The sequence below is a fragment of the Stenotrophomonas sp. G106K1 genome (genome assembly GCF_037969685.1).
GTDB lineage: Bacteria > Pseudomonadota > Gammaproteobacteria > Xanthomonadales > Xanthomonadaceae > Stenotrophomonas > Stenotrophomonas lactitubi.
This window is the reverse complement of record NZ_JBBPFR010000004.1, coordinates 18,079-40,979: the sequence shown is the minus strand read 5'-3', so window position 1 is coordinate 40,979 and position 22,901 is coordinate 18,079. Positions and strand designations below refer to the sequence as shown.

The following is a 22,901-nucleotide window of genomic DNA, read 5'->3' as shown; positions in this document are numbered from 1 at the left end:
GGAGGGGCAGGGCAATGCAGCAGGCAATGAGCGGTGGGGAGAACACCCGGCTGATCATACTGATCAGCGTGGTGGCGACGATTGGCGGATTCCTGTTCGGGTTCGACAGCGGCGTGATCAATGGCACCCAGGATGGCCTGCATCAGGCGTTCAGGTCAGGCGAGTGGATGCAGGGGTTCGAGATCGCCTCGATGCTGCTGGGCTGTGCCGTCGGTGCCTTCAGTGCCGGCCGCCTGGCCGACCGTCTCGGTCGCCGTAACGTGCTGATCGTCTCGGCGGTGTTGTTCCTGCTGTCGGCGATCGGCGCAGGCGCCGCATCGTCCTCGGCGATGTTCATCGTCGCGCGGGTGTTGGGGGGCTTTGCGGTAGGGGCCGCCAGTGTCATCTCCCCGGCCTACATCGCCGAAGTGGCACCGGCGCGCTACCGTGGTCGACTCGCCACGGTCCAGCAGATCGCCATCATCAGCGGGTTGACCGTCGCATTCCTGTCCAACTACCTGTTGGCGGCCACCGCCGGTGCCTCCACCGAGGCGCTGTGGGGCGGGTATGCGGCGTGGCGCTGGATGTTCTGGATGCAGGCGGTGCCTTCGCTGCTGTTCCTGGCACTGCTGCTGACCATTCCGGAAAGCCCGCGCTACCTGATGGTGAAGCGCCGCAAGGACGAGGCGCTGCAGGTGCTTGCGCGGCTGTACGGCGGTGCCGAGGCGCAGGCGAAACTTGCCGAGATCGATGCCTCGCTGTCCACCGATCACCATCGGCCGCGGCTGTCGGACCTGCGCAGCAAGGCCACCGGCCGGATCCGCTCCATCGTCTGGGTGGGTATCGGCCTGGCCATCTTCCAGCAGCTGGTCGGCATCAACGTGGTGTTCTACTACGGCGCCGTGCTCTGGCAGGCCGTCGGCTTCTCCGAGAATGATGCATTGCTGATCAACGTGCTGTCCGGTGCGCTCAGCATCGGTGCGTGCATCGTCACCGTGCTGCTGATCGATCGCATCGGGCGCAAGCCGTTGCTGTGGGTGGGCTCGGCCGGCATGGCGGTGTCATTGGCGCTGCTGGTGGTGGCATTCGCCAGCGGTTCCCTGGTCGATACGCACCTGCAGCTGCCTGCCGGCATGGGCACGCTGGCGCTGGTGGCGGCCAATGCCTATGTCGTGTTCTTCAACATCTCGTGGGGGCCGGTGATGTGGGTGATGCTGGGCGAGATGTTCCCCAACCAGATCCGCGGTTCGGGCCTGGCAGTGGCCGGTGCGGCGCAGTGGACCGCGAACTTCGCCGTTACCGTGACCTTCCCCATCCTGCTGGCCGCCATCGGTCTGGCAGCCACGTACAGCATCTACCTGGTGGCAGCGGTCATTTCGGTGTTGTTCGTGCTCAGGTACGTGCACGAAACCAAGGGCAAGGAACTGGAGCAGATGGAAGGATGAACGCGATGATCCATCGACACTATGGCCGCGCCCATGCTGGCGTGCTGTTGACCACGCTGCTGCTGGCACTGGTGGCCTGCGGCAAGGATGAGAGAGTTGCCGCCTCTGCGCCGGCCGCCGCCGACCCCTGGCCGCAGGTCAGCTGGCCGTTGGCCGAAGACGCGGCGCTGGAGAAGCGCATCACCGAGCTGATGGCCACCCTGACGGTGGAGGAAAAGGTCGGCCAGCTGGTGCAGGGCGATATCGCCAGCATCACCCCCGACGACGTGCGCCGTTATCGGCTGGGCTCGGTCCTGGCCGGCGGCAACTCGGATCCCGGTGGCCGTTACGATGCCTCACCAGCCGAATGGCTGGCACTGGCCGATGCGTTCTACGCAGCCTCCATGGACACCTCCAACGGTGGCAAAGCGATTCCGGTGCTGTTCGGCATAGATGCCGTGCACGGGCAGAGCAACATCATCGGCGCGACGCTGTTCCCGCACAACATCGGCCTGGGCGCGGCCCGCAACCCGGATCTGTTGCGCCGGATCGGCGAAGTCACTGCACTGGAGACCCGTGCGACCGGCATGGAGTGGGCATTCGCACCGACCGTGGCGGTACCGCAGGACGACCGCTGGGGGCGTACTTACGAGGGCTATTCCGAATCGCCCGAGGTGGTGGCCAGCTATGCCGGTGCAATGGTCGAAGGCCTGCAGGGCAAAGTGGGTACGCCCGCGTTCCTCGATGGTCGTCATGTGATCGCCTCGGTGAAGCACTTCCTCGGCGACGGCGGCACCACCGATGGCAAGGACCAGGGTGACACCCGGATCAGCGAAGCAGACCTGGTGCGCATCCACGCGGCCGGGTATCCGCCGGCGATCGCGGCAGGCGCACAGACCGTCATGGCGTCCTTCAACAGCGTCAACGGCGAAAAAATGCATGGTCACAGGCAGTACCTGACCGATGCGTTGAAGGGCCGCATGCACTTCGGTGGGTTCGTGGTGGGCGACTGGAACGGACATGGACAGGTCAAGGGATGCACGACCACCGATTGCCCGGCCACCATCAATGCAGGGCTGGACATGGCCATGGCCTCGGACAGCTGGAAAGGCTTCTACGAAACCACGCTGGCGGCAGTGAAGAAGGGCACCATCAGCCAGCAACGGCTGGATGAAGCCGTGCGCCGGATCCTGCGGGTGAAGATGCGACTGGGCCTGTTCGAGGCCGGCAAGCCATCCGCCCGCGCGGTCGGCGGGCAGTTCGCCCTGATCGGTGCACCGGAACATCGCGCCCTCGCGCGGCAGGCCGTGCGCGAATCACTGGTAATGCTGAAGAACCAGGGCGGTGTACTGCCGTTGTCCCCCCGCCAGCGCATCCTGGTCGCCGGTGATGGTGCCAACGACGTGGGCAAACAGGCCGGTGGCTGGACGTTGAACTGGCAGGGAACCGGCACCACGCGCAAGGACTTCCCAAACGCGGACACGATCTACGAGGGTATCGCCCAGCAGGCGTCGGCCGCAGGTGGCGAGGCAGTGCTTGCGGTCGATGGGAAATACGTGTCGAAGCCGGATGTGGCCGTGGTGGTGTTCGGCGAGAACCCTTACGCCGAGTTCCAGGGTGATCTGCCGACGCTGGCGTACAAGCCGGGGAATGATTCGGATCTTGCCCTGATCAAACGGCTGAAGGCCGAAGGCATCCCTGTGGTGGCCGTGTTCCTGAGCGGACGCCCGCTGTGGGTCAACCGCGAGATCAACGCCGCGGATGCGTTCGTTGCAGCGTGGCTGCCCGGCTCGGAAGGTGCCGGCGTTGCCGACGTTCTGCTGCGCAAGGCTGATGGCAGCGTGCAGCACGATTTCAAGGGCAGGTTGAGCTTCAGCTGGCCGCGCACGGCCACGCAGTACGCCAACAACGTGGGGCAGCAGGATTACGACCCGCAGTTCGCTTTCGGTTTCGGTCTGACCTACGCCGACAACGGCGATCTGGCGGCGCTGCCGGAGGTCTCCGGCGTGACCGGCAACGAAGGCGCCACCGGCGTGTTTTTCGCGCGCGGCGATGCCGGTTCGGGCATGGCCCTGCGCCTGCAGAACGGTACGGGGCAGGGCGTGACGGTCACCAAGGTGCCGGAGGCATTGGATGGCGATCTGCTCAAGATCACCGGGGTGGATCACCTGGCGCAGGAGGACGGTCGCCGTCTTGCGTGGTCGGGCAAGGGGGAGGCGCTTGCCACGCTGCAGTCACACACAGCGCTGGACCTGCAGCGCGAAAGCAACGGCGACCTGATGCTGCTGACCACGCTGCGGGTGGATTCTGCTCCGCGGGGCGAGGCGTGGTTGTCGGTCGGATGCGGCACTGGCTGCTCGGCCCGCATTGCGCTCACGCCGACCCTGGCAACGCTGCCGGTGGGCCAATGGACGCGCGTGGGGGTACCGCTGAAGTGCCTGGTGGCCGCTGGTGCGGATGTCGGCAAGCTGGATCGCCCGTGGTCGATCGGAACAGCAGGCGTGATGACGCTGTCGGTGTCGCGTGTCGCACTGGGCGCTCTGAACGAAGCAGAGACCACCATCGGCTGCGCGGGCGCGGGCGCGGGCGCGTGACCGTGACGCCGCGCCCTGCGCTATCGGGAACCAGGTGGGCGCGCGACCGAATCGCGTACCACCAGCTGGTGCGGCACCACGTGGTCGATCAGCACCCGCTCGCCGTCGGTGCGGCGGCGGATGGTGCGCAGCAGGATATCGATGGCCGCGTCGGCCATCGAGGCGATCGGCTGATGGATGGTGGTGAGTTCAGGCCAGACAGTGGTGGCCGCCGAGCTGTCATCGAAGCCCACCACCGACAGGTCGCGGGGCACCTCCAGGCCACGGCGGTGGGCGACAGAGATTGCCGCCGCGCCCATGTCGTCGTTGCTGGCGAAGATGGCAGTGGGCGGCCGGGGCTGGCACAGCAGCTTTTCAGCAGCAACGAGCCCCGAGCGATAGGTGTAGTCGCCCTGTTCGACCAGGGCAGGGTCGACCTCCAGGCCGGCGTCCTGCAGCGCGCTGACAAAGCCGTCGTAGCGCCGCGCGCTCGCGCTGAGATCGGTACGCCCGCAGATGAAGCCGATGCGGCGGTGACCGTGCTGGATGAGGTGTTCGCCCAGTTCCCTGCCAGCGTGGTAGTCGTCGATGCGCACGCAGGAAATGCCGTTGCCAAGGTGACCTGGCGCGATCGCGACCACGGGGACGCCGGCTTTGACCAGCTCGGTCACCACGGGCTGCGATTCGCACAGCGGCGGCGGCAGGATGACGCCGTCCACCCGCCCGGCCAGGGCGCGCGCGGCCTTGCGCTGGACGGCGGGGCCCGGCTCGTCCCAGTAGTCGATGACCAGCTGGATGGCAGCGTTGGACGCTACGCGCAGCAGGCCGACCAGCAGTTCGCGCAGGTAGGCACCGCTGGGGTCGGTGTAGATCAGTGCAATACGCGTGTGCTGCGCGGCGGCCAGCGAACTGGCGGCCAGGTTGGGCGTGTAGCCCAGTTCACGCACCGCGCGCATCACGCGCTCACGGGTGACATCGCGCACCTTGCCCTGGTTGATCGCCCGCGACACCGTCATCGGCGACACTCCGGCCAGGGCCGCCACCTCGTCGATCGTCACGCCACTGGTTCTGCGGCGGACCGATTTCTTCGGCTTATCCAATACGCGCTCCCATTCTTCTTCGTGACGCTGCTGCATCCAGCGCACGCGCCGAGCTTACAAGGTTTGCAGTCCCCGCTGCGGTTCGGCAGTAGTGGCGAGCGGTGTCATTGGATGTTCGCCATCGCGCTGGCGCTGCTGGCCTGCATGGGCAACGCGCGCGCAGAGGATGGCTATGCGCTGTGGATGCGCTATGCCCCGCTCCAGCCGACGCTCGCTGCCGACTACCGCACCCGCCTGGGGCTGGTGGTGGCCCCTGGTCAGACAGCCACGCAGCGTGCCGCGCGCGATGAGCTGGAGCGTGGACTCGGCGGACTGCTCGGCAGCGCTCCGCAGGCGCCGGGTACGGCGGCCACCGGCCCGACGCTGGTGCTGGGTACCCCGCAGTCGTCAGCGTTGATCGCACCGTTGCGGGCGCAGCTGCAGTCACTGGGCGAGGAAGGTTACCTGCTCAAGCGCACCCGGGTGGGTGGGCGCGATGTGCTGCTGGTCGCCGCACCACGGGATATCGGCGTGCTGTACGGCGTGTTCCATCTGCTGCGGCTGCTGCAGACCGGCGCAAGCATCGATGCCCTCGATGTGCGCCAATCGCCACGGCTTCGGCTGCGCGTGCTCAACCATTGGGACAACCTGGACGGGTATGTGGAACGCGGCTATGCAGGCCGATCACTGTGGGACTGGCAGACGCTGCCGGAGTGGCGCGACCCGCGCTACACCGACTACGCACGCGCCAATGCGTCCGTAGGCATCAACGGCACCGTGCTCAACAACGTGAATGCAAACGCACAGAGTCTTGCGCCGGACTATCTCGACAAAGCGGCAACACTGGCGGATCTGTTCCGGCCGTACGGCATCCGCGTCTACCTGAGTGCGCGCTTCAGCGCACCCATCGAGCTGGGCGGGCTCGACACCGCCGATCCGCTCGACCCGGCCGTGCAACGCTGGTGGCGCGACAAAGCCGACCAGATCTACGCGCGCATTCCCGATTTCGGTGGCTTTCTGGTGAAGGCCAATTCGGAAGGGCAGCCCGGCCCGCAGGACTACGGCCGCTCGCACGCCGACGGCGCCAACCTGCTGGCCGATGCGCTGGCCCCGCACGGCGGCGTGGTGATGTGGCGCGCCTTCGTCTATGCGCACGACGTCCCTGCGGACCGGGCCACGCAGGCCTACAGCGAATTCGCCGGCCTGGATGGTGCGTTCCGCCCGAACGTGGTGCTGCAGGTGAAGAACGGGCCCATCGACTTCCAGCCGCGTGAGCCGTTCCATCCGCTGTTCGGGGCCATGCCGCGCACGCCGCTGACGATGGAAGTGCAGATCACCAAGGAATACCTGGGCTTCGCCACGCATCTGGTTTACCTGGGGCCGCTGTACGAGGAAGTGCTGCGGGCCGACACCCGCGCACGCGGCAAAGGTTCTACCGTGGCCCAGTCCCTGGCCGGCATGGCCGGCGTTGCCAACATCGGCACCGATCGCACCTGGAGTGGATCGCACTTCGACCAGGCCAACTGGTACGCCTTCGGGCGCCTTGCGTGGGATCCGCGGCAATCGGCCGGGGACATTGCGGCGGACTGGACGGCGCTGACCTTCTCGGCCGATCCCGGCGTGGTGCAGCCTATTGTCGGGATGATGATGGCCTCGCGCGAGGCCGCGGTGAACTACATGACCCCGCTGGGCCTGCACCATCTGATGGCGCGGGGACACCACCATGGTCCGGGTCCGTGGGTCGATGGCGGCCCACGCGCGGACTGGACGTCGGTGTACTACCACCGTGCGGATCACAGCGGCATCGGCTTCGACCGCACCGCAGGCGGCAGCAATGCCGTGGCCCAGTATTCCCCCGGCGTGGCCGAGCAGTATGGCGACCTGGCGCGGGTTCCAGAGCCGCTGCTGCTGTGGTTCCACCACGTGCCGTGGGACCACCACATGGCCTCGGGGCGGACGCTGTGGGACGAGCTGGTCGGGCGCTACTCGCAGGGGGTACGGCAGGTGCAGGGCATGCAGGCCACCTGGGCGGGGCTGCAGGGCAGGGTGGATGCACAACGGCATGCGCAGGTCGCGGCCTTCCTGCACATCCAGCTGCGCGAAGCGCAGTGGTGGCGCGATGCCAGCGTGGCGTACTTCCAGTCGGTGAGCGGCAGGCCGTTGCCTGCAGGCGAACCCGCGCCGCCGCACCCGCTGGCCTGGTACCAGGCGTTGCAGTTTCCGTCCGCACCGGGAGATGGGCGATGAAGCGGACCTGGTGGACCGGCTGGACGCTGGCGATCGCCCTGGGCTGCACCACCATGGGGTCAACGGCGCAGGCGACTGGGATGACGCTGCTGCATCCGCTGTTCCAGGATCATGCCGTGCTGCAGCGTGAGCAGCCGGTTCCGGTATGGGGCCAGGCCACGCCGGGGGCCTCGGTTTCCGTGGCGTTTGCAGGCCGCGCTGTCAGCACCCACGTAGCTGCCGATGGCCGTTGGCAAGCAACGCTGCCGCCCATGGCCGCCGGCGGACCTTACGAAATGTCGGTCCGGGCGGGGGACGCCACCCAGATCGTACACGACGTGCAGATCGGTGATGTCTGGCTGTGTTCCGGGCAGTCGAACATGGAACTGCCGGTGTGGCGCACGCTGGACGCAGGCAGCGAGATCGCCAGCGCCACGCAACCGAAGATCCGCCTGTTCACCGTGCCGAAGGCGGCGGCGGTTTCACCACAGAGTGATTTTCCGGCGTCCGTGGCCTGGCATACGGCGGCGCCGGACACGGTGCGCGACTTTTCCGCTGCGTGCTTCTACTTTGCGCGCGAACTGCAGAGGACGGTCGATGTCCCCATGGGCTTGATCCAGGCGGCGTGGGGTGGTTCGCGCATCGAGGCGTGGACCAGCACCGATGCCCTGCGCATGCAGGGCGGCATGGGTCCAGCACTGGACGTGCTCGCCTTGTCTGCCCGCGATCCCGCAGCGGCAAACGCCCGCTGGGGCCAGCACTGGCAACACTGGTGGACAACACTCGAAGGTGCCGCCGCCGATACGCCCTGGCAGCCCGGCACCGACAGCCGCGGCTGGCAGCGCGCACCCGCCACGCTCGGGGCGTGGGAGCGCTGGGGTGTGCCGGCGCTGGCCGGCTACAACGGCATGGTCTGGTACCGCACCCAGGTGACCCTGACTGCCGCGCAGGCCGGCAAGCGCGCCTGGCTTGAGCTGGGTCCCGTCGACGAGACGGACATGACCTGGGTGAATGGCGTGGCGGTGGGCAGCCAGTACGGGGCAGGTGAGCGGCGGACGTATGCGCTGCCGCCCGGGTTGCTGAAAGCCGGTGCCAACACGGTGGTGATCAATGTTCTGGACACCTACGGTGAGGGTGGGCTTGCAGGGCCCGCGAGTGCGCACGCCATCGGCCTGGATGACGGTACGCGCATCGCGCTGGATGCACGCTGGCAGTACCGGGTGGCGGCCGGTGTACAGGCGCCGCCGCTGGCACCGTGGCACGCCGCTACAGGACTGTCGACGCTGTACAACGGCATGATTTCGCCACTGGGCAACTACGGCCTGCGCGGAATGCTGTGGTATCAGGGCGAATCCAACACAGGGGACGGCGCTGCCTATGCGGCACGGCTGCGCGGCTTGCGCGATGACTGGCGCAGGCGGTTCGGCGCGCAGCTGCCGGTGCTGCTGGTGCAGCTGGCCGGCTATGGCCAGCCACCTGTGACGCCAGTGCAGAGTGGCTGGGCGCTGGTGCGCGAGGCACAGCGGCTCGTCGCTGCGGAAGATCCGCACACCGGGCTGGCCGTGGCCATCGACATCGGCGATGCCTACGACATCCACCCGCCGAACAAGCAGGAACTGGGCCGGCGGCTGTCGCGGGTGGCGCGCCGTGTGGTCTACGGCGAGCGCGACGTAGCGCCCTCCGGCCCGATAGCGCGCCAGGCATCCGCCACGCGGGCCGGTGTACGTATCGCGTTCGACGACGTGGCCGGCGCTCTGGTCACGACCGGCGCGACCGGCCCCATCGGCTTCGAGCTGTGCGACGCCGAAGCACGGCGCTGCCGCTATGTCGACGCGGTACTGGATGGACGCGATGTCATCCTGCGCAGCGCGGAGGCTGGTTCCGCCGCCCGCGTGCGCTACTGCTGGGCCGATGGCCCGGTGTGCACGCTGCGCGGCAGCAGCGGCGCGCCCGCCGGTCCCTTCGAGCTTTCCATTACTCCTGCGGAGGTTCCCTGATGCGCCTGCTGCTGGCCCCACTGCTCGTGTTGTCTTCCATCCTGCCGCAGGCGTGGGCAGCGCCGCCCGCGGCGCCGGTCTACTTCGACTGGTTCGAGTACAGCGGTCGCGACGCGGCGTTCGAGGCGCCGTTGCCGGCCGGACACTATCGCAACCCCATTCTTGCCGGGTTCCATGCCGACCCCAGCGTCGTCGCCGCAAACGGGCGCTTCTATCTGGTCAATTCCAGCTTCACCTACTTCCCGGGCATCCCGGTGTTCGAAAGCGTGGACCTGGTGCACTGGAAGCAGATCGGCAACGTGATCGACCGACCGTCGCAGCTGGACTTCGACGGCCTGGGCGTGTCGCGCGGCATCTTCGCACCGGCCATCAGTTACCACGATGGCATGTTCTACGTGGTCACCACGGCGGTCGACAGCGGCGGCAACTTCATCGCTACCGCGCGCGATCCCGCCGGTCCCTGGTCCGATCCGCACTGGCTGCCCGGCATCGACGGCATCGATCCGTCGTTGTTCTTCGACAATGACGGCACCGTGTATCTGCTCAACAACGACGTACCGCCCGGCCCGCCACGCTACGAGGGCCACCGTGCCATCTGGATGCAGCAGATCGATCTGGAGCGTTTCACCCCGGTGGGACCGCGCAGGGTGTTGATCGACGGCGGGGTGGAGCCGGCCAGGAACCCGATCTGGATCGAGGGGCCGCACCTCTACAGGCGCGATGGCTGGTACTACCTCTCCGATGCGGAAGGCGGCACCGGCCCGCAGCACTCGCAGGTGGTGCTGCGCAGCCGCGAGGTATGGGGGCCTTACGTGCCGTATGCGGGCAATCCGATTCTCACCCAGCGCGACCTGCCCGATGGCAGGCCACTGCCGATCACCAATGCCGGGCATGCCGATCTGGTGGAGGGTCCGGATGGCTCCTGGTGGGCGGTGTTCCTTGCCAGCCGCAACTACGACATCCGCCACTACAACACCGGGCGGGAGACCTATCTGCTGCCGGTGCAATGGCAGGACGGCTGGCCAGTGATCCTGCCGGCCACCCAGGCCATTCCGTATGTGGCCAAAGCGCCCTCGTGGATGCAGGGCGAGGCGTCGCAGGCGCCTTCCACCGGCAATTTCACCGAGCGCGACGAATTCGATGCGCCGACACTCGGCAGCGGCTGGTTGCGCGTGCGCATCCCCAGACAGCCCTGGGCGGACCTGCGCGAGCGGTCGGGGTCGTTGGCCGTGCATCCGCTGGCGGAGAATCTGGACACGCTGCGCAACCCCGCGTTCCTCGGCCGACGCCAGCAGCACCTGCGCTTCGAGGCCAGTACCGACATGACCCGCCCGGCAGCAGGCGTGGCCGCTGGCCTGGCAGCTTTCCAGAACGAGACGCACTGGTACTTCCTGGGTGTCCGCAGTGTCGGCGGTGACCACGTGGCGGTCTTCCTGGAAGCGCGCGACGGCAGCGGTGCTACCCGCACCCTGGCAACCCGTGAGGCGATGGCATCCGGCTCGCTGCGCCTGAAGATCGCCGGTGACGAAGGCAGGTACGCGTTCGCCTTCGACACCGGTGATGGGCGTGGCTGGCAGTCGCTGGTCGGGAACGTGGACGGAACGGTATTGAGTACGGATCGTGCAGGCGGCTTCGTCGGCGCCCTGCTGGGACCATTCGCACGCGACGAGCGTGCCCTGAGGAGCAAATGATGACGCGCACTCCCATCTTCCGCACGCTGGCCCTGTGCGCTGCCATCGCGCTGGCAACGACCGGTCACGCTACCGCGCCCGCGCCCTGGCTCGACACCTCGGCCAGCGTTGAAACCCGCGCCGCCGCCCTGGTCGCACGGATGACCCTGGAGGAGAAGGCAGCGCAGATGCAGAACGCCGCGCCCGCCATCGAGCGCCTGGGCGTTCCTGCCTACGACTGGTGGAACGAGGGCCTGCATGGCGTGGCGCGGGCGGGGCAGGCCACCGTGTTCCCGCAGGCCATCGGCCTGGCGGCCACCTTCGATGTGCCGCTGATGGGGCAGGTGGCGAACACCATCAGCGACGAGGCCCGGGCCAAGCACCACCAGTTCCTCCGTGAAGGTTCGCATGGCCGCTACCAAGGACTGACCTACTGGTCGCCGAACATCAACATCTTCCGTGACCCGCGATGGGGCCGGGGCCAGGAAACCTACGGCGAGGACCCCTATCTCACCGCCCGCATGGGCGTAGCGTTCGTGCAGGGCCTGCAGGGTGACGACCCGGTGTACCGCAAGCTCGACGCCACCGCCAAGCACCTGGCCGTGCACAGCGGCCCCGAAGCTGATCGCCACCACTTCGATGCCCGCCCCAGCAGGCGCGACCTGTATGACACCTACCTGCCCGCGTTCGAGGCGCTGGTGAAAGAGGGACAGGTGGACGCGGTGATGGGGGCCTACAACCGGGTGTATGGCGAGTCCGCCAGCGCCAGCCGCTTCCTGCTGCGCGATGTGCTGCGCCGCGATTGGGGCTTCAAGGGCTACGTGGTATCCGACTGCTGGGCCATCGTCGACATCTGGAAGCATCACCGGATCGTCCCCAGCCGCGAAGCAGCGGCCGCGTTGGCGGTCAGGAACGGCACCGAACTGGAGTGCGGCCAGGAATACGCCACGCTGCCAGCCGCCGTGCGGCAGGGCCTGATCAGCGAGGCGGAGATCGACGACGCAGTGACGCGCCTGTTCGCCGCGCGGATGCGGCTGGGCATGTTCGACCCGCCCGAGCGCGTGCGCTGGGCGCAGATTCCCGCGTCGGTCAACCAGGCCCCGGCGCACGATGCGCTGGCCCTGAAGGCCGCGCAGGAATCGCTGGTGCTGCTGAAGAACGATGGCGTGCTGCCGCTGTCGCGCAACCTCAAGCGCATCGCCGTGATCGGCCCCACCGCCGATGACACCATGGCACTGCTGGGCAACTACTTCGGCACCCCGGCCGCGCCGGTCACCCTGCTGCAGGGCATCCGCGATGCCGCCAAGGGCATCGAGGTGAGCTACGCGCGCGGTGTGGACCTGGTTGAAGGGCGTGACGATCCCAGCGCCACGCCCTTGATCGAAGCAACCTACCTGCGACCCTCGGCCGACTCCCCGGAGCGCGGCCTGCGCGGCGAGTACTTCCGTACCGCAGATCTTTCAGGCACGCCGGCGCTGGTGCGCACCGATGCCCAGATCGGATTCCGCTGGGACCGGGGTTCCCCGACCGACAACCTGCTGGCCCGTGGTGAAGCCGCGCCGGGGCAGGGCATCCCCAGCGATGGTTTCAGCATCCGCTGGAGTGGCCAGCTGCTGCCGCCCGTCTCGGGGCGCTACCGGATCGAGGCGGCTGCCGACGACGGCTTCCGCCTCTACGTGGACGGCAGGCGGGTGCTGGACCACTGGGCCAACAGCGATCGCCTGCACGGCGATGGCGTGGACCTGGACCTGCAGGCCGGCCGCGCCTATGACCTGAGGCTTGAGTACTTCGACGCCGAGCGCGACGCCGGTGTCCGCCTGGGGTGGCGCATGCCCGGTGCCAAGCCGCCGTTCGAAGCGGCGCTGGAGGCCGCGCGCAACGCCGATGTGGTGGTGTTCGTGGGCGGCCTCACCGGCGACGTCGAAGGCGAAGAAATGAAGGTCAACTACCCGGGATTCGCCGGCGGTGACCGTACTGACCTGCGTCTGCCCGCGCCACAGCGCACGCTGCTGGAAGCGCTGCACGCCACTGGCAAGCCGGTGGTGATGGTCCTCACTGGTGGCTCGGCGATGGCGGTGGAATGGGCGCAGCAGAATCTGTCCGCCATCCTGATGAGCTGGTATCCCGGGCAGCGCGGTGGCACCGCCGTCGGCCAGGCGCTGTTCGGCGGGATCAATCCCGGTGGGCGCCTGCCGGTGACTTTCTACAGGGCGGACGACACATTGCCCGCGTTCGACGACTACACGATGGAAGGCCGCACCTACCGTTATTTCCGCGGTACCCCGCTGTATCCGTTCGGTCACGGGCTGTCCTATACCCGGTTCGACTACGGCAGGCTGCAGCTTGATTCGCCGCGCATCGCCCACGACGGCAAGCTCAGGGTGCAGATCGAGATAGCCAACACCGGCAAGCGTGCCGGCGACGAAGTGGTGCAGCTGTATGTACGACGGCTGGAGGCGGGCCCCGGCGACGCACGCCAGACATTGCGCGGCTTCCAGCGCGTCCACCTGGCCGCCGGTGAGCGGCGCACCGTGGCGTTCGATCTGCAGGCACAGCAGGACCTGCGCCAGTATGATGAGGCGCACGGCGGCTACGCGGTGCCGGCGGGTCCGTATGAAGTGAGGGTGGGAAGCTCCAGCGCCGACATCCGTGCGAAGGGCGGGTTCCGCGTGGAGGCCAACCGTGACTGATGCACGTCGCATGGAAAGCACCGGGCACACGCTGTCCATCCGGGAGAAGCTCGGGTACAGCCTGGGCGACCTCGCGGCGAACCTGATCTTCCAGACGCTGATCACGTATCTCGCGTTCTTCTACACCGATGTGTTCCGGCTGCCGCCGGCCACGGCCGCAACGATCATCTTCGTGATCGGCGTGCTCGGTGCGTTCGTGTTCACCCCGCTGATCGGCATCGCCGCCGATCGAACGGCCAGCCGGTGGGGCAAGTTCCGGCCGTGGATCCTGTGGACCGCACTTCCATTCGGGGCGCTGTCGCTGCTTGCCTTCAGCACCCCCGACCTGGCACCGCGCGGCAAGATCATCTACGCCGTGACCACCTACGGCCTGCTGATGCTCGTGTATGCGGCCAACAACCTGCCGTATTCGGCGCTCAGCGGCGTGCTCACCGGCAGCATGGCCCAGCGCAACAGCCTGTCGGCCTATCGGTTCGTGGCGGTGATGGTCGCGCAGTTCATCATCCAGGTCCTGCTGTTGCCGCTGGTGTTGATCCTCGGCGACGGCGACCGCGTGCTGGGCTTCGAGCGTGTCATGACCGTGTTCGCGGTGGTGGGAACGGTGTTCTTCCTGATCACCTTCGCCACCACGCGCGAGCGCATCGTACCGGCGAAGGAACAGACCGCCGGCGTGCTGCAGGACCTGTCCGATCTGCTGCGCAACCGTCCTTGGAAGGTGATGCTGGCCCTCACCATCCTGGTTTTCATCAACCTGTCCCTGAAGGGCGGCACCTACGTCTACTACTTCCAGTACTACATGAGCGAAGCCGCCTTGGCGGGTTTTCTCGACAGCTCCGGGTTCAACCGCTTCATCGCTGCCGTCAACGCGGCGCTCAACGGCATGGGCCTGTCCGGGTTCGCCTGGCCGAAGGACCCGGCAACGTCGGCATTCAGCCTGTTCAACGCCTGCGGCATCGTCTGCATGATCCTGGGCATCGGCGTATCGCGCCGCCTGGCCGACCGGTTCGGCAAGCGTGATGTCTTTGGTGGTGCACTGCTGGTGTCCACCGTGTTCCTGCTGGCGTTCTATTTCTTTCCGCCCACGGCGGTTGCCGTGGCTTTCGCTGCCTTCATGCTGCACGGGTTCTGCTACGGCATCACCATCCCGCTGCTGTGGGCGATGATCGCCGACGTCGCCGACTATTCCGAATGGAAGAACCATCGCCGTGCTACCGCGATCGTCTTCTCGGCAATGCTGTGTGGCCTGAAGATCGGGCTCAGCATCGGTGGTGCGCTGGTCGCCGGCATCCTCGCCCACCATGGCTACCAGGCAGGCGCACCGCAGCAGCCGCAGGCCGTGGTGGACGGCATCCGCCTGACGGTGAGCGTGTACTGCTCACTGCCGTTCCTGGCCGCGGTAGCGCTGCTTTTCCTCTACGAGATCAACAAGCACATGGAGACCCGCATCGAGCAGAACCTGCAGTGGCGGCGACAGGGCCGCAGTCTGGATCAGCTGGCGGCGCACGCCATCTCGCAACCGCTGGTAACGCACATCTACACCGCCGACCCTTCGGCGCACGTATTCGAGGGGCGGCTGTACATCTATCCGTCGCACGACATCGACAGCGGCGCGCCCTTCGACGATGAGGGCGGGCACTTCGGCATGCAGGACTACCATGTGCTGCGGATGGACTCGCCCGACGGCGAGGCCAGCGACTGCGGCGTGGCGCTGCATGTGCGCGACGTGCCGTGGGCCAGCCGGCAGATGTGGGCGCCGGACGCCGCCTGCCGCGATGGCCGCTACTACCTGTACTTCCCGGCCAAGGATGCCGACGGCATGTTCCGCATCGGCGTTGCGGCGGCGGATCGGCCGGAGGGCCCGTTCACTGCCGAGCCCGAGCCCATCGAGGGCGCGTACTCGATCGACCCGGCCGTGTTCGAGGACGACGACGGCACGCACTACCTCTGTTTCGGTGGCATCTGGGGTGGCCAGCTGCAGAAGTACCGGGACAACCGCTACGACGTGGCGCATGAAGAACCTGCCGGCGATGCGCCGGCACTGGGCCCGCGTATCGGGCGACTGGACGCGAGCATGACCCGGCTGGCCGAACCCGCGCGTGAGATCGTCATCCTGGACGAGCACGGACAGCCACTGCGCGCCGATGACCACGCACGCCGCTTCTTCGAGGGGCCCTGGTTGCACAGGTACCAGGGCCGGTATTACCTGTCGTACTCCACCGGCGACACGCACCTGCTGTGCTACGCCACCAGCGACAGCCCGTACGGACCGTTCACCTATCGCGGCGTGATCCTCACCCCTGTGGTGGGCTGGACCACCCATCACTCCATCTGTGCGTTCCGGGGGCGGTGGTACCTGTTCTACCACGACGCACTGTTGTCGGGCGGGGTCACCCACCTGCGTTCGGTCAAGTGCACGCCGCTGCACATGGAAGCAGACGGCAGCATCCGGACCATCGATCCCTATGGCGCCTGAGACATCTCCGCAGGATGATGCGCAGGCCGCGATGCCTGCCGGTCTACTGCATTGGTTGCGGGCAGGCAGGCTGGAAGTGGCAGTGGCACCGGAGGCGGGTGGACGCATCGCGCGGATCCGTTTCGACGGTGTGGAATGGCTGATCGGCGAACAGCAGGAGGCGGCCGCCATCGGCTGGGGGTGCTATCCAATGGTCCCCTGGGCCGGGCGCATCCGGCAGGGACGCTTCAGCTTCGACGGCAGCCCCTTCAGGTTGCCGGGCAACTTCGGCGTGCATGCCATCCATGGCGTAGGTTTCTCACGACCCTGGCACAGCGAACACCTTGATGCGGCCAGTGCCGTGCTGACACTGGCACTTCCCGAGGACGGCTACTGGCCGTTCGGAGGCGTTGCAACGCAGGCCATCCACGTGCAGCCCGACCGCCTGCAACTGCGCCTGGCGGTGCAGGCAGGCGACACGCCGATGCCGGCGGTGCTCGGCTGGCACCCGTGGTTCCGCAAGCCGGATCGGTTGCTGTTCGCGCCAGCCGCGATGTACCCGCGAGACGGGGAGGGCATCGCCGTCCTGCCCTGCGTGGATCCGGCGCAAGGCCCGTGGGACGATTGCTTCATCAACCATCGCGAGGTCACGCTGGTTTCGGCTGGCCAGCGGCTGCAGCTGCGCGCCGACACCGATCACTGGGTGGTCTATGACGGCGCCGCGCACGCCACCTGCGTGGAGCCACAGACCGGCCCGCCGGATGGGTTCACGTTGGCGCCGAACCGGCTGCAGCCGGGGCAGCGGCTGCAGCTGACATTCGAGCTGCGCTGGGAGGTCGACACCGGTGACAGGCTGGCCGGTGACGACGTCACCTGATCGCAGTCGGGGCGCGGTCAGGATGGCCCGCCTGCACCGGCAATTGACCTGTTGTTGACGTGCAGATGCCAGACTCGCAGGCAAACGGATGTCTGGGCGCATGGCAGAGGAGATCATCGGGAGAGCCGGCAATGCCGTTCTTCACTGATTCAACGGAAGTCGCTGTCGAGGGCGTCGGCGCGGCAAGGCGTATCGGCTGGATGCGGTTCGTGGGAAATGGGTTGGGGGCGCTTCCGATTGCCTCGATCATCCTGGAGCGTGAGGCGGATGCGTCGGCGTGGGTACTGCTGCTGCTCAATGCCGTCGCATGGCCTGCAGTGGCGCTGGTGCTGACACGCCGCGCGCGCGAGCCGGCCGCGGTGCAGTTCCGCTGCATGATCCTCGACTCCCTGCTGGGAGGCGCGTGGATCGCCTTCATGGCCCTCAGTACCGTGCCCAGCGCGTTGTTTGCCGCGCTGCTGGTGGCCGACAAGATCGCCGCCGGCGGTATCCGCCTGGCAACGCGGGCAACCCTGGCATTGGTGGCCGGATTCGTGGTCGCCTGGCTCGCCCTGGGCTTGCCGTTTCAGCCGGTCACCTCGCAGCGCACGATCGTCCTCTGCCTGCCTTTCCTGTTTGTCTATGGCATCGGTCTGAGCGTGCTGAGCTGGCGACTGGCGCGGCGGGTGAAATCACAGAATCGCCAGCTGCAGCGGCTGAGCCGGATGGATCCATTGGTCGAACTGGCCAACCGCGGCTTCCTGATCCAGCGCGCCCAGCAGATGCTGGAGAAGGGGCCGCACCAGGGCGCGGGTGCATGCCTGCTGATGCTCGATGTTGATGATTTCAAGCAGATCAATGATTCGCACGGCCATCGCGCCGGCGACGAGGTGCTTCGACGCATCGCGGCAGTGCTGCGTCAGCTGGCCCAGCCGGGCGACATGCCGGCGCGGTTGGGCGGCGATGAGTTCGCCGTCCTGTTGGGTCAGCGCACAGCAGCCGAGGCCATGAAGGTGGCCGAGCAGATCAGGCGGCATCTGCAGGAACCGGGCACGGCCGAGGCCGCCGACATCGACTTCAGCGTCAGTATCGGGATCGCCGCCGCCGCTGGCACAGGCACCGCAGAGGACTGGCTGGCGAAGGCGGACAAGGCGCTCTATCACGCAAAACGGCACGGCAAGAACACCGCAAGCTGCGCCGAGTGATGTGCACCCGGCGGGGGCGCTGCCAGGACAGGTGGACGCCCATTTCACCGGATACCGCAGCGCCAACCGCCACACTCGCCACTTCCCTGGGCCCATCGGCGCTCACAGAATCAACCGATGTTCGATCGTCAACCTCTCCGCGCACGCCTGTCAGCGATGGTGCTGACCGAAGGATGGCGCCGGCGCGCGGCCTTGTGGAGCGGCGCGGTGGCCGTGGCACTGGTTGCCATCGTGTTCGCCAAGGCCAGCGATGCCGCCTTCCATGTCTTCCAGCGTGTCATTGCCCATTCCCCGTGGTGGGCGTTGCTGCTCACGCCGGGGATCTTCGCGCTGCTGGCCTGGCTGACCGCCGGTGCGCTCAGGCCCACCCGGGGCAGCGGCATTCCGCAGGTCATCGCAGCTCTGGATCAGCCGGACCCGCAGTTCAGGCAGGTCAACCTCTCGCCTGCGGTTTCGGCGGGCAAACTGCTGCTGACCTCGCTGTCGCTGCTGGGCGGCGCGTCGGTTGGCCGCGAAGGGCCCACCGTGCACGTGGGCGCCAGCCTGATGTACCTGTTTGGGCGCTGGTTCGGGTTCAAGGATCCCCGCGAGCTGTCGCATTTCCTGCTGGCAGGGGGCGCAGCGGGCATCGCCGCGGCCTTCAATACGCCGTTGGCGGGCATTGTGTTCGCCATCGAAGAGTTGAGCGGGCGGTTCGAGCACCGCTTCTCGGGCACCCTGCTCACGGCGGTCATCGTGGGCGGCGTGGTGTCCCTCGGCCTGCTGGGCAATTACACCTACTTCGGCCACGTCTCGGCGCTGCTGCCTCTAGGCCAGGCCTGGGGCGCCATTGTGCTGTGCGGCGTGGTCGCCGGCCTGCTGGGCGGACTGTTCGCCCGGGTCGTGCTGCTGACCATGTCCGGTCATCCGCGTTGGCTGGGCCGGCTCAAGCGGGACCATCCGGTGCTACTGGCCGCGGCCTGTGGCTTGATCGTGGTGGTACTGGCGCTGATCTTCGGCGACGGCGCGTTCGGTACCGGCTACGAGCAGGCGCGCAGTCTGGTGCAGGGCCAGGCAATCGTCGGTCACGAATTTGGCCTGATGAAGCTGCTCGCCAACCTGGCGTCCTATGTGGCGGGCATCCCCGGCGGTCTGTTCTCACCCGCCTTGGCGGTGGGGGCAGGGCTGGGGCACAACCTGGCAGTGCTGATGCCGGCGGTGGACCCGAAAGCGTTCGTGCTGCTGGGCATGTGCGCCTACCTGACAGGCGTGACCCAAGCGCCGCTGACCTCGGCAGTGATCTCGCTGGAGCTGACCGACAGCGGCGATCTGCTGCTGCCGATCCTGGCCACCGTGCTGATTGCCCGGGGCGTGTCCGGCATGGTCTGCCGTGTGCCGATCTACCGCGGCCTGGCCGAACAGTTGCTGGCCAGCAGCGCCGTTGATGGCGGCACCACAGCCACAGCGGGAACGCGCCCTGCGGACTAGGCCGCGCTCAGGTCTGCGCGCGCCACTGGCTCATCAGCATCTGCAGGAACCGCTCTGCGGTGGGTGAGAGCAGGGCACCGCGACGGCGCACGATACCGATGGTGCGCGACACCACCGGATTGCCGATCGAACGCGTCACCAACGTCGGATGATCGCCGTCGGGGGTCGCCATTTTCGGCAGCACCGATACCCCGATACCGGCCTCGACCATGCCCAGTGACGTGGACAGGTGGGTTACTTCGTAGTGCCAGCTCAGCTTGAGGTTCTCGCGCGCCAACGCCCCGTCCAGCAGCGTGCGATTGCCACTGGTGCGATGCACGGTGATCAACTGGTGCTCGGCCAGGTCGGCCCATTCCACCGTGCGCTTGCGGGCCAGCGGATGATCGCGCCGGCACGCCAGCACGAACGGATCCTCGGCCAGCACGTCGAAATCGAGATTGGGGTCGTTGGCGCCCATGAAGTTGATGCCGAATTCGACTTCGCCGCGCTCCACCGCCTGCAGGCCCTCGGTGGCCGGGATATCCAGGATGCGGAAGCGCACGTTCGGATGCGCCTCGTGGAAGCGCGCCATCACGCTGGGCAGGAAGTAGAACGCCGCCGTAGGCAGGCAGGCGATGGTCACGGTAGCGCCGCGGGTGTCTTCGCGGCCGCGCAGTGAGAACAGCGATCCATCGAACTCTTCCAGCATGCGCCGCACCAGCGGCAGCAGGTTCTCGCCCACGGCCGTGGTGCTGACGCTGCGCGTGGTGCGCTCCAGCAGCGGCGAGCCCACCGCCTGCTCAAGCTTCTGGATGCGTCGGCTCAACGCCGGCTGGGAGACATGCAGGATCTCGGCAGCGCGATGGAAGCTGCGGGTTTCCGACACCAGCAGGAACGCGCGCAGATCCAGAATTTCGCAATTGATGCTCATCAGGTATCAATCATCCAAAAATCAGCAATTCACAGATCAATTCGGGTCATGCCAGTATCGAATCACAGAGGGGTCATTCATCCCCTATACGCATCAATCTATCACACGTATGTCCAACGATCTGCTCAGCATTCCCTGCGTGCTCATGCGCGGCGGCACCTCCAAGGGCCCGTTCTTCCTGGCCAGCGATCTGCCGGCCGATACCGCCGAACGTGACCGCCTGCTGCTGGAGGTGATGGGTTCGGGCCACCCACTGCAGATCGACGGCATCGGCGGCGGCAACGCCCTGACCAGCAAGGTGGCCATCATCGATCGTTCGAGCCGCCCCGATGCCGATGTGGACTATCTGTTCGCCCAGGTACGGGTGGAGCAGCAGGTGGTCGATACCTCACCCAACTGCGGCAACATGCTGGCGGCAGTGGGTCCGTATGCGATCGAGCGCGGTCTGGTGCAGGCACAGGATCCACAGACCGAAGTGCGCGTGCACAACGTCAACACCGGCAAGCTGATCATCGCCACGGTGGAAACGCCGGGCGGCAACGTGGTCTACCGGGGCGACACCCGCATTGCCGGCGCGCCGGGCTCGGCCTCGCCGGTGCGGCTGTCCTTCCTGGACGCGGCCGGGGCACGTACCGGCAAGCTGCTACCCAGCGGCCATGCCCGGGAAACCATCGACGGCGTGCCGGTCAGCCTGGTCGACTGCGCGATGCCGCTGATGCTGGTGCAGGCCGAAGACCTGGGCATACGCGGCGATGCCTCGCCTGCCGAACTGAATGCGGATCCTGCGTTCATGGCGCGGCTGGAGGCGCTGCGTATCGAAGCCGGCGCCCGCATGGGCATCGCCGACGCTGGCAACAAGGTCATTCCCAAGCCGGTGCTGCTGTCCGCACCGCAACACGGCGGGCAGCTGCAGGTGCGCTATTTCATGCCGCACCAGTGCCACACCGCGCTGGCCATCACCGGTGCGGTGGGCATCGCGACCGCCGCCGTCACCCCGGGTACGCTGGCCAACACTTTGGTCGGGTGCCTGCCGCTGCCCGGCAGCATTACCCTCGAACACCCGAGTGGGGCCCTGGAGGTGGGCCTCAGTCGCAGCTCGGACGACGCGCCGGTGGTCGCCAGCGTGGTGCGCACCGCACGTCGTCTGTTTGAAGGTCGCGTGTTCGCCACGTCGCCCGCGCCCGCCAGGGCCAGTGCTACCCAAGCCCGCCAATGGACGTCAGCGGCATGATCTGAAACCGGTCGGGCCGGCACAGCCGTGTTTGCCCGCCACCACAACGTAGATGCTTCACTCCTGGGAGGGATGATGTACAAGCAGTTCTTCATGGCCGCGCTGTGCGCGGTCGGCCTGGCCGCAGCCGGATGCAGCAAGCCGGACGCCACTGCCGCCGGCGGTGCCGCGCGCGGCGGCGACAATGCCCCGGTGCGCATCAGCGTCGGTTCCTACAACCTCAACAACCTGCCGTTCTTCATCGCCGACGCCAAGGGCTACTTCAAGGACGTCGGCCTGGACGTGAAGACCGAGAACTTCGCCCAGGGTGGCTCCAAGGTGCTGCAGGCGCTGGTTGCCAACTCCACCGACGTGGCCGTCGGCTTCTACGACCACACCATCCAGATGCAGGCCAAGGGCAAGGACGTGGTCGCCTTCGTGCTGCTCTCGCGCAATTCCGGCCTGGTGATGGCCGGCCGCGAAGACGCCACGTTCGATCCGGCGCGCCCGCAGACCATCAAGGGCCAGAAGATCGGCATCACCGCACCGGGCTCCTCGTCGGACTTCTTCGTGCGGCATTTCCTGGCCCAGCATGACATCCCGGTCGACAGCGTCTCGCTGATCGGCGTGGGCTCCGGTGCCGCTGCAGTCGCCGCGCTGGAGCAGGGCAAGATCGACCTGCTGGTGAACTATGACCCTGCCGCCACCCTGATCACCGAACGCAAGGTCGGGAAGATCATCCTCGACGCACGCAGTGATGACGGCGCACGCCAGGTCTATGGCGGCCTGTATCCGACCTCGGTGATGTACGCCAACCAGAGCTTCCTGGACAAGCGTCCGGAAGCGGCCGAGAAGATCGCCCGTGCCGAGCAGATGGCGCTGAAGTTCATCGCCGACAACAGCGCCGAGGACATCGTCGCGGCCCTGCCTGACAGCTATGTCTCCGGCGACCGCGCCACCTATGCCCGCGCCGTGGAGAACGCCCGCGCGATCTTCACCACCGATGGCCACTTCACCGCCGCCGATCTGGAAACACCGCTGAAGGTACTGCGCGAGTTCAACACGGACGTGGCCAACGCCAACATCGATCTGTCCAGGACCTACACCAATGCCTTCGTCGAGCGTGCCCACGCTGCGGCGTCGGCAGCCCAACGTTAAGCGGA

The 22,901-nt window shown here is 67.3% G+C and carries 14 protein-coding genes and 1 pseudogene; 13 read left to right on the top strand and 2 right to left on the bottom strand.

The features are described 5' to 3' along the window. The first annotated feature begins 14 nt into the window (after window positions 1-14). Both WKB25_RS05475 and WKB25_RS05470 read left to right on the top strand, forming a co-directional pair. The gene (locus tag WKB25_RS05475; RefSeq protein ID WP_340569481.1) at window positions 15-1,424 is read left to right on the top strand and encodes a sugar porter family MFS transporter; all 1,410 of its coding nucleotides are present in this window, start codon (window positions 15-17) and stop codon (window positions 1,422-1,424) included. Continuing rightward, a complete protein-coding gene (locus WKB25_RS05470; protein WP_340569180.1) occupies window positions 1,421-3,997 on the top strand; it encodes an exo 1,3/1,4-beta-D-glucan glucohydrolase in 2,577 nt (858 codons plus the stop codon). Before WKB25_RS05475 ends, WKB25_RS05470 begins: the two co-directional genes overlap by 4 nt. Before the next feature lie 20 nt (window positions 3,998-4,017). On the opposite strand, the gene WKB25_RS05465 is transcribed toward WKB25_RS05470, so the two are convergent. Then, a complete protein-coding gene (locus tag WKB25_RS05465; RefSeq protein WP_340569480.1) occupies window positions 4,018-5,076 on the bottom strand; it encodes a LacI family DNA-binding transcriptional regulator in 1,059 nt (352 codons plus the stop codon). A gap of 111 nt (window positions 5,077-5,187) precedes the next feature. On the opposite strand from WKB25_RS05465, the gene WKB25_RS05460 reads away from it, so the two are divergent. The 9 genes and pseudogenes from WKB25_RS05460 (at window position 5,188) to WKB25_RS05420 (ending at window position 19,618) form a co-directional block, all read left to right on the top strand. After that, a complete protein-coding gene (locus WKB25_RS05460) occupies window positions 5,188-7,302 on the top strand; it encodes an alpha-glucuronidase family glycosyl hydrolase (RefSeq protein WP_340569178.1) in 2,115 nt (704 codons plus the stop codon). Continuing rightward, window positions 7,299-9,278, top strand: a complete 1,980-nt coding sequence (locus WKB25_RS05455; protein ID WP_340569177.1) for a sialate O-acetylesterase — start codon at window positions 7,299-7,301, stop codon at window positions 9,276-9,278. The genes WKB25_RS05460 and WKB25_RS05455 overlap by 4 nt, the downstream gene beginning before the upstream one ends. Continuing rightward, the gene (locus tag WKB25_RS05450) at window positions 9,278-10,969 is read left to right on the top strand and encodes a glycoside hydrolase family 43 protein (protein WP_340569175.1); all 1,692 of its coding nucleotides are present in this window, start codon (window positions 9,278-9,280) and stop codon (window positions 10,967-10,969) included. Before WKB25_RS05455 ends, WKB25_RS05450 begins: the two co-directional genes overlap by 1 nt. Further along, entirely contained in the window at window positions 10,969-13,638 is a 2,670-nt protein-coding gene (locus WKB25_RS05445; protein ID WP_340569173.1) for a glycoside hydrolase family 3 C-terminal domain-containing protein, read from the top strand. The genes WKB25_RS05450 and WKB25_RS05445 overlap by 1 nt, the downstream gene beginning before the upstream one ends. 10 nt (window positions 13,639-13,648) lie before the next feature. Further along, window positions 13,649-15,127: pseudogene (locus WKB25_RS05440) on the top strand (MFS transporter); the annotation flags it as partial. Continuing rightward, entirely contained in the window at window positions 15,122-16,111 is a 990-nt protein-coding gene (locus WKB25_RS05435) for a glycoside hydrolase family 43 protein (protein WP_340569478.1), read from the top strand. The pseudogene WKB25_RS05440 and the gene WKB25_RS05435, both read left to right, overlap by 6 nt. Beyond that, complete coding sequence (locus WKB25_RS05430) at window positions 16,101-16,967, top strand: aldose epimerase (RefSeq protein WP_340569172.1); 867 nt, start codon at window positions 16,101-16,103, stop codon at window positions 16,965-16,967. Before WKB25_RS05435 ends, WKB25_RS05430 begins: the two co-directional genes overlap by 11 nt. A gap of 131 nt (window positions 16,968-17,098) precedes the next feature. Further along, window positions 17,099-18,151, top strand: coding sequence for a diguanylate cyclase (locus WKB25_RS05425; RefSeq protein WP_340569170.1), 1,053 nt, complete (start codon window positions 17,099-17,101; stop codon window positions 18,149-18,151). 117 nt (window positions 18,152-18,268) lie between these two features. After that, entirely contained in the window at window positions 18,269-19,618 is a 1,350-nt protein-coding gene (locus WKB25_RS05420) for a chloride channel protein (RefSeq protein WP_340569168.1), read from the top strand. A gap of 7 nt (window positions 19,619-19,625) precedes the next feature. Here WKB25_RS05420 and WKB25_RS05415 read toward each other — a convergent pair whose 3' ends face one another. Then, window positions 19,626-20,528, bottom strand: coding sequence for a LysR family transcriptional regulator (locus WKB25_RS05415; RefSeq protein WP_099818458.1), 903 nt, complete (start codon window positions 20,526-20,528; stop codon window positions 19,626-19,628). A 109-nt stretch (window positions 20,529-20,637) separates the two neighbouring features. On the opposite strand from WKB25_RS05415, the gene WKB25_RS05410 reads away from it, so the two are divergent. Then, entirely contained in the window at window positions 20,638-21,759 is a 1,122-nt protein-coding gene (locus WKB25_RS05410) for a 4-oxalomesaconate tautomerase (RefSeq protein ID WP_340569164.1), read from the top strand. A gap of 75 nt (window positions 21,760-21,834) precedes the next feature. After that, a complete protein-coding gene (locus tag WKB25_RS05405) occupies window positions 21,835-22,896 on the top strand; it encodes an ABC transporter substrate-binding protein (RefSeq protein ID WP_340569163.1) in 1,062 nt (353 codons plus the stop codon). The last annotated feature ends 5 nt before the right edge of the window (window positions 22,897-22,901 follow it).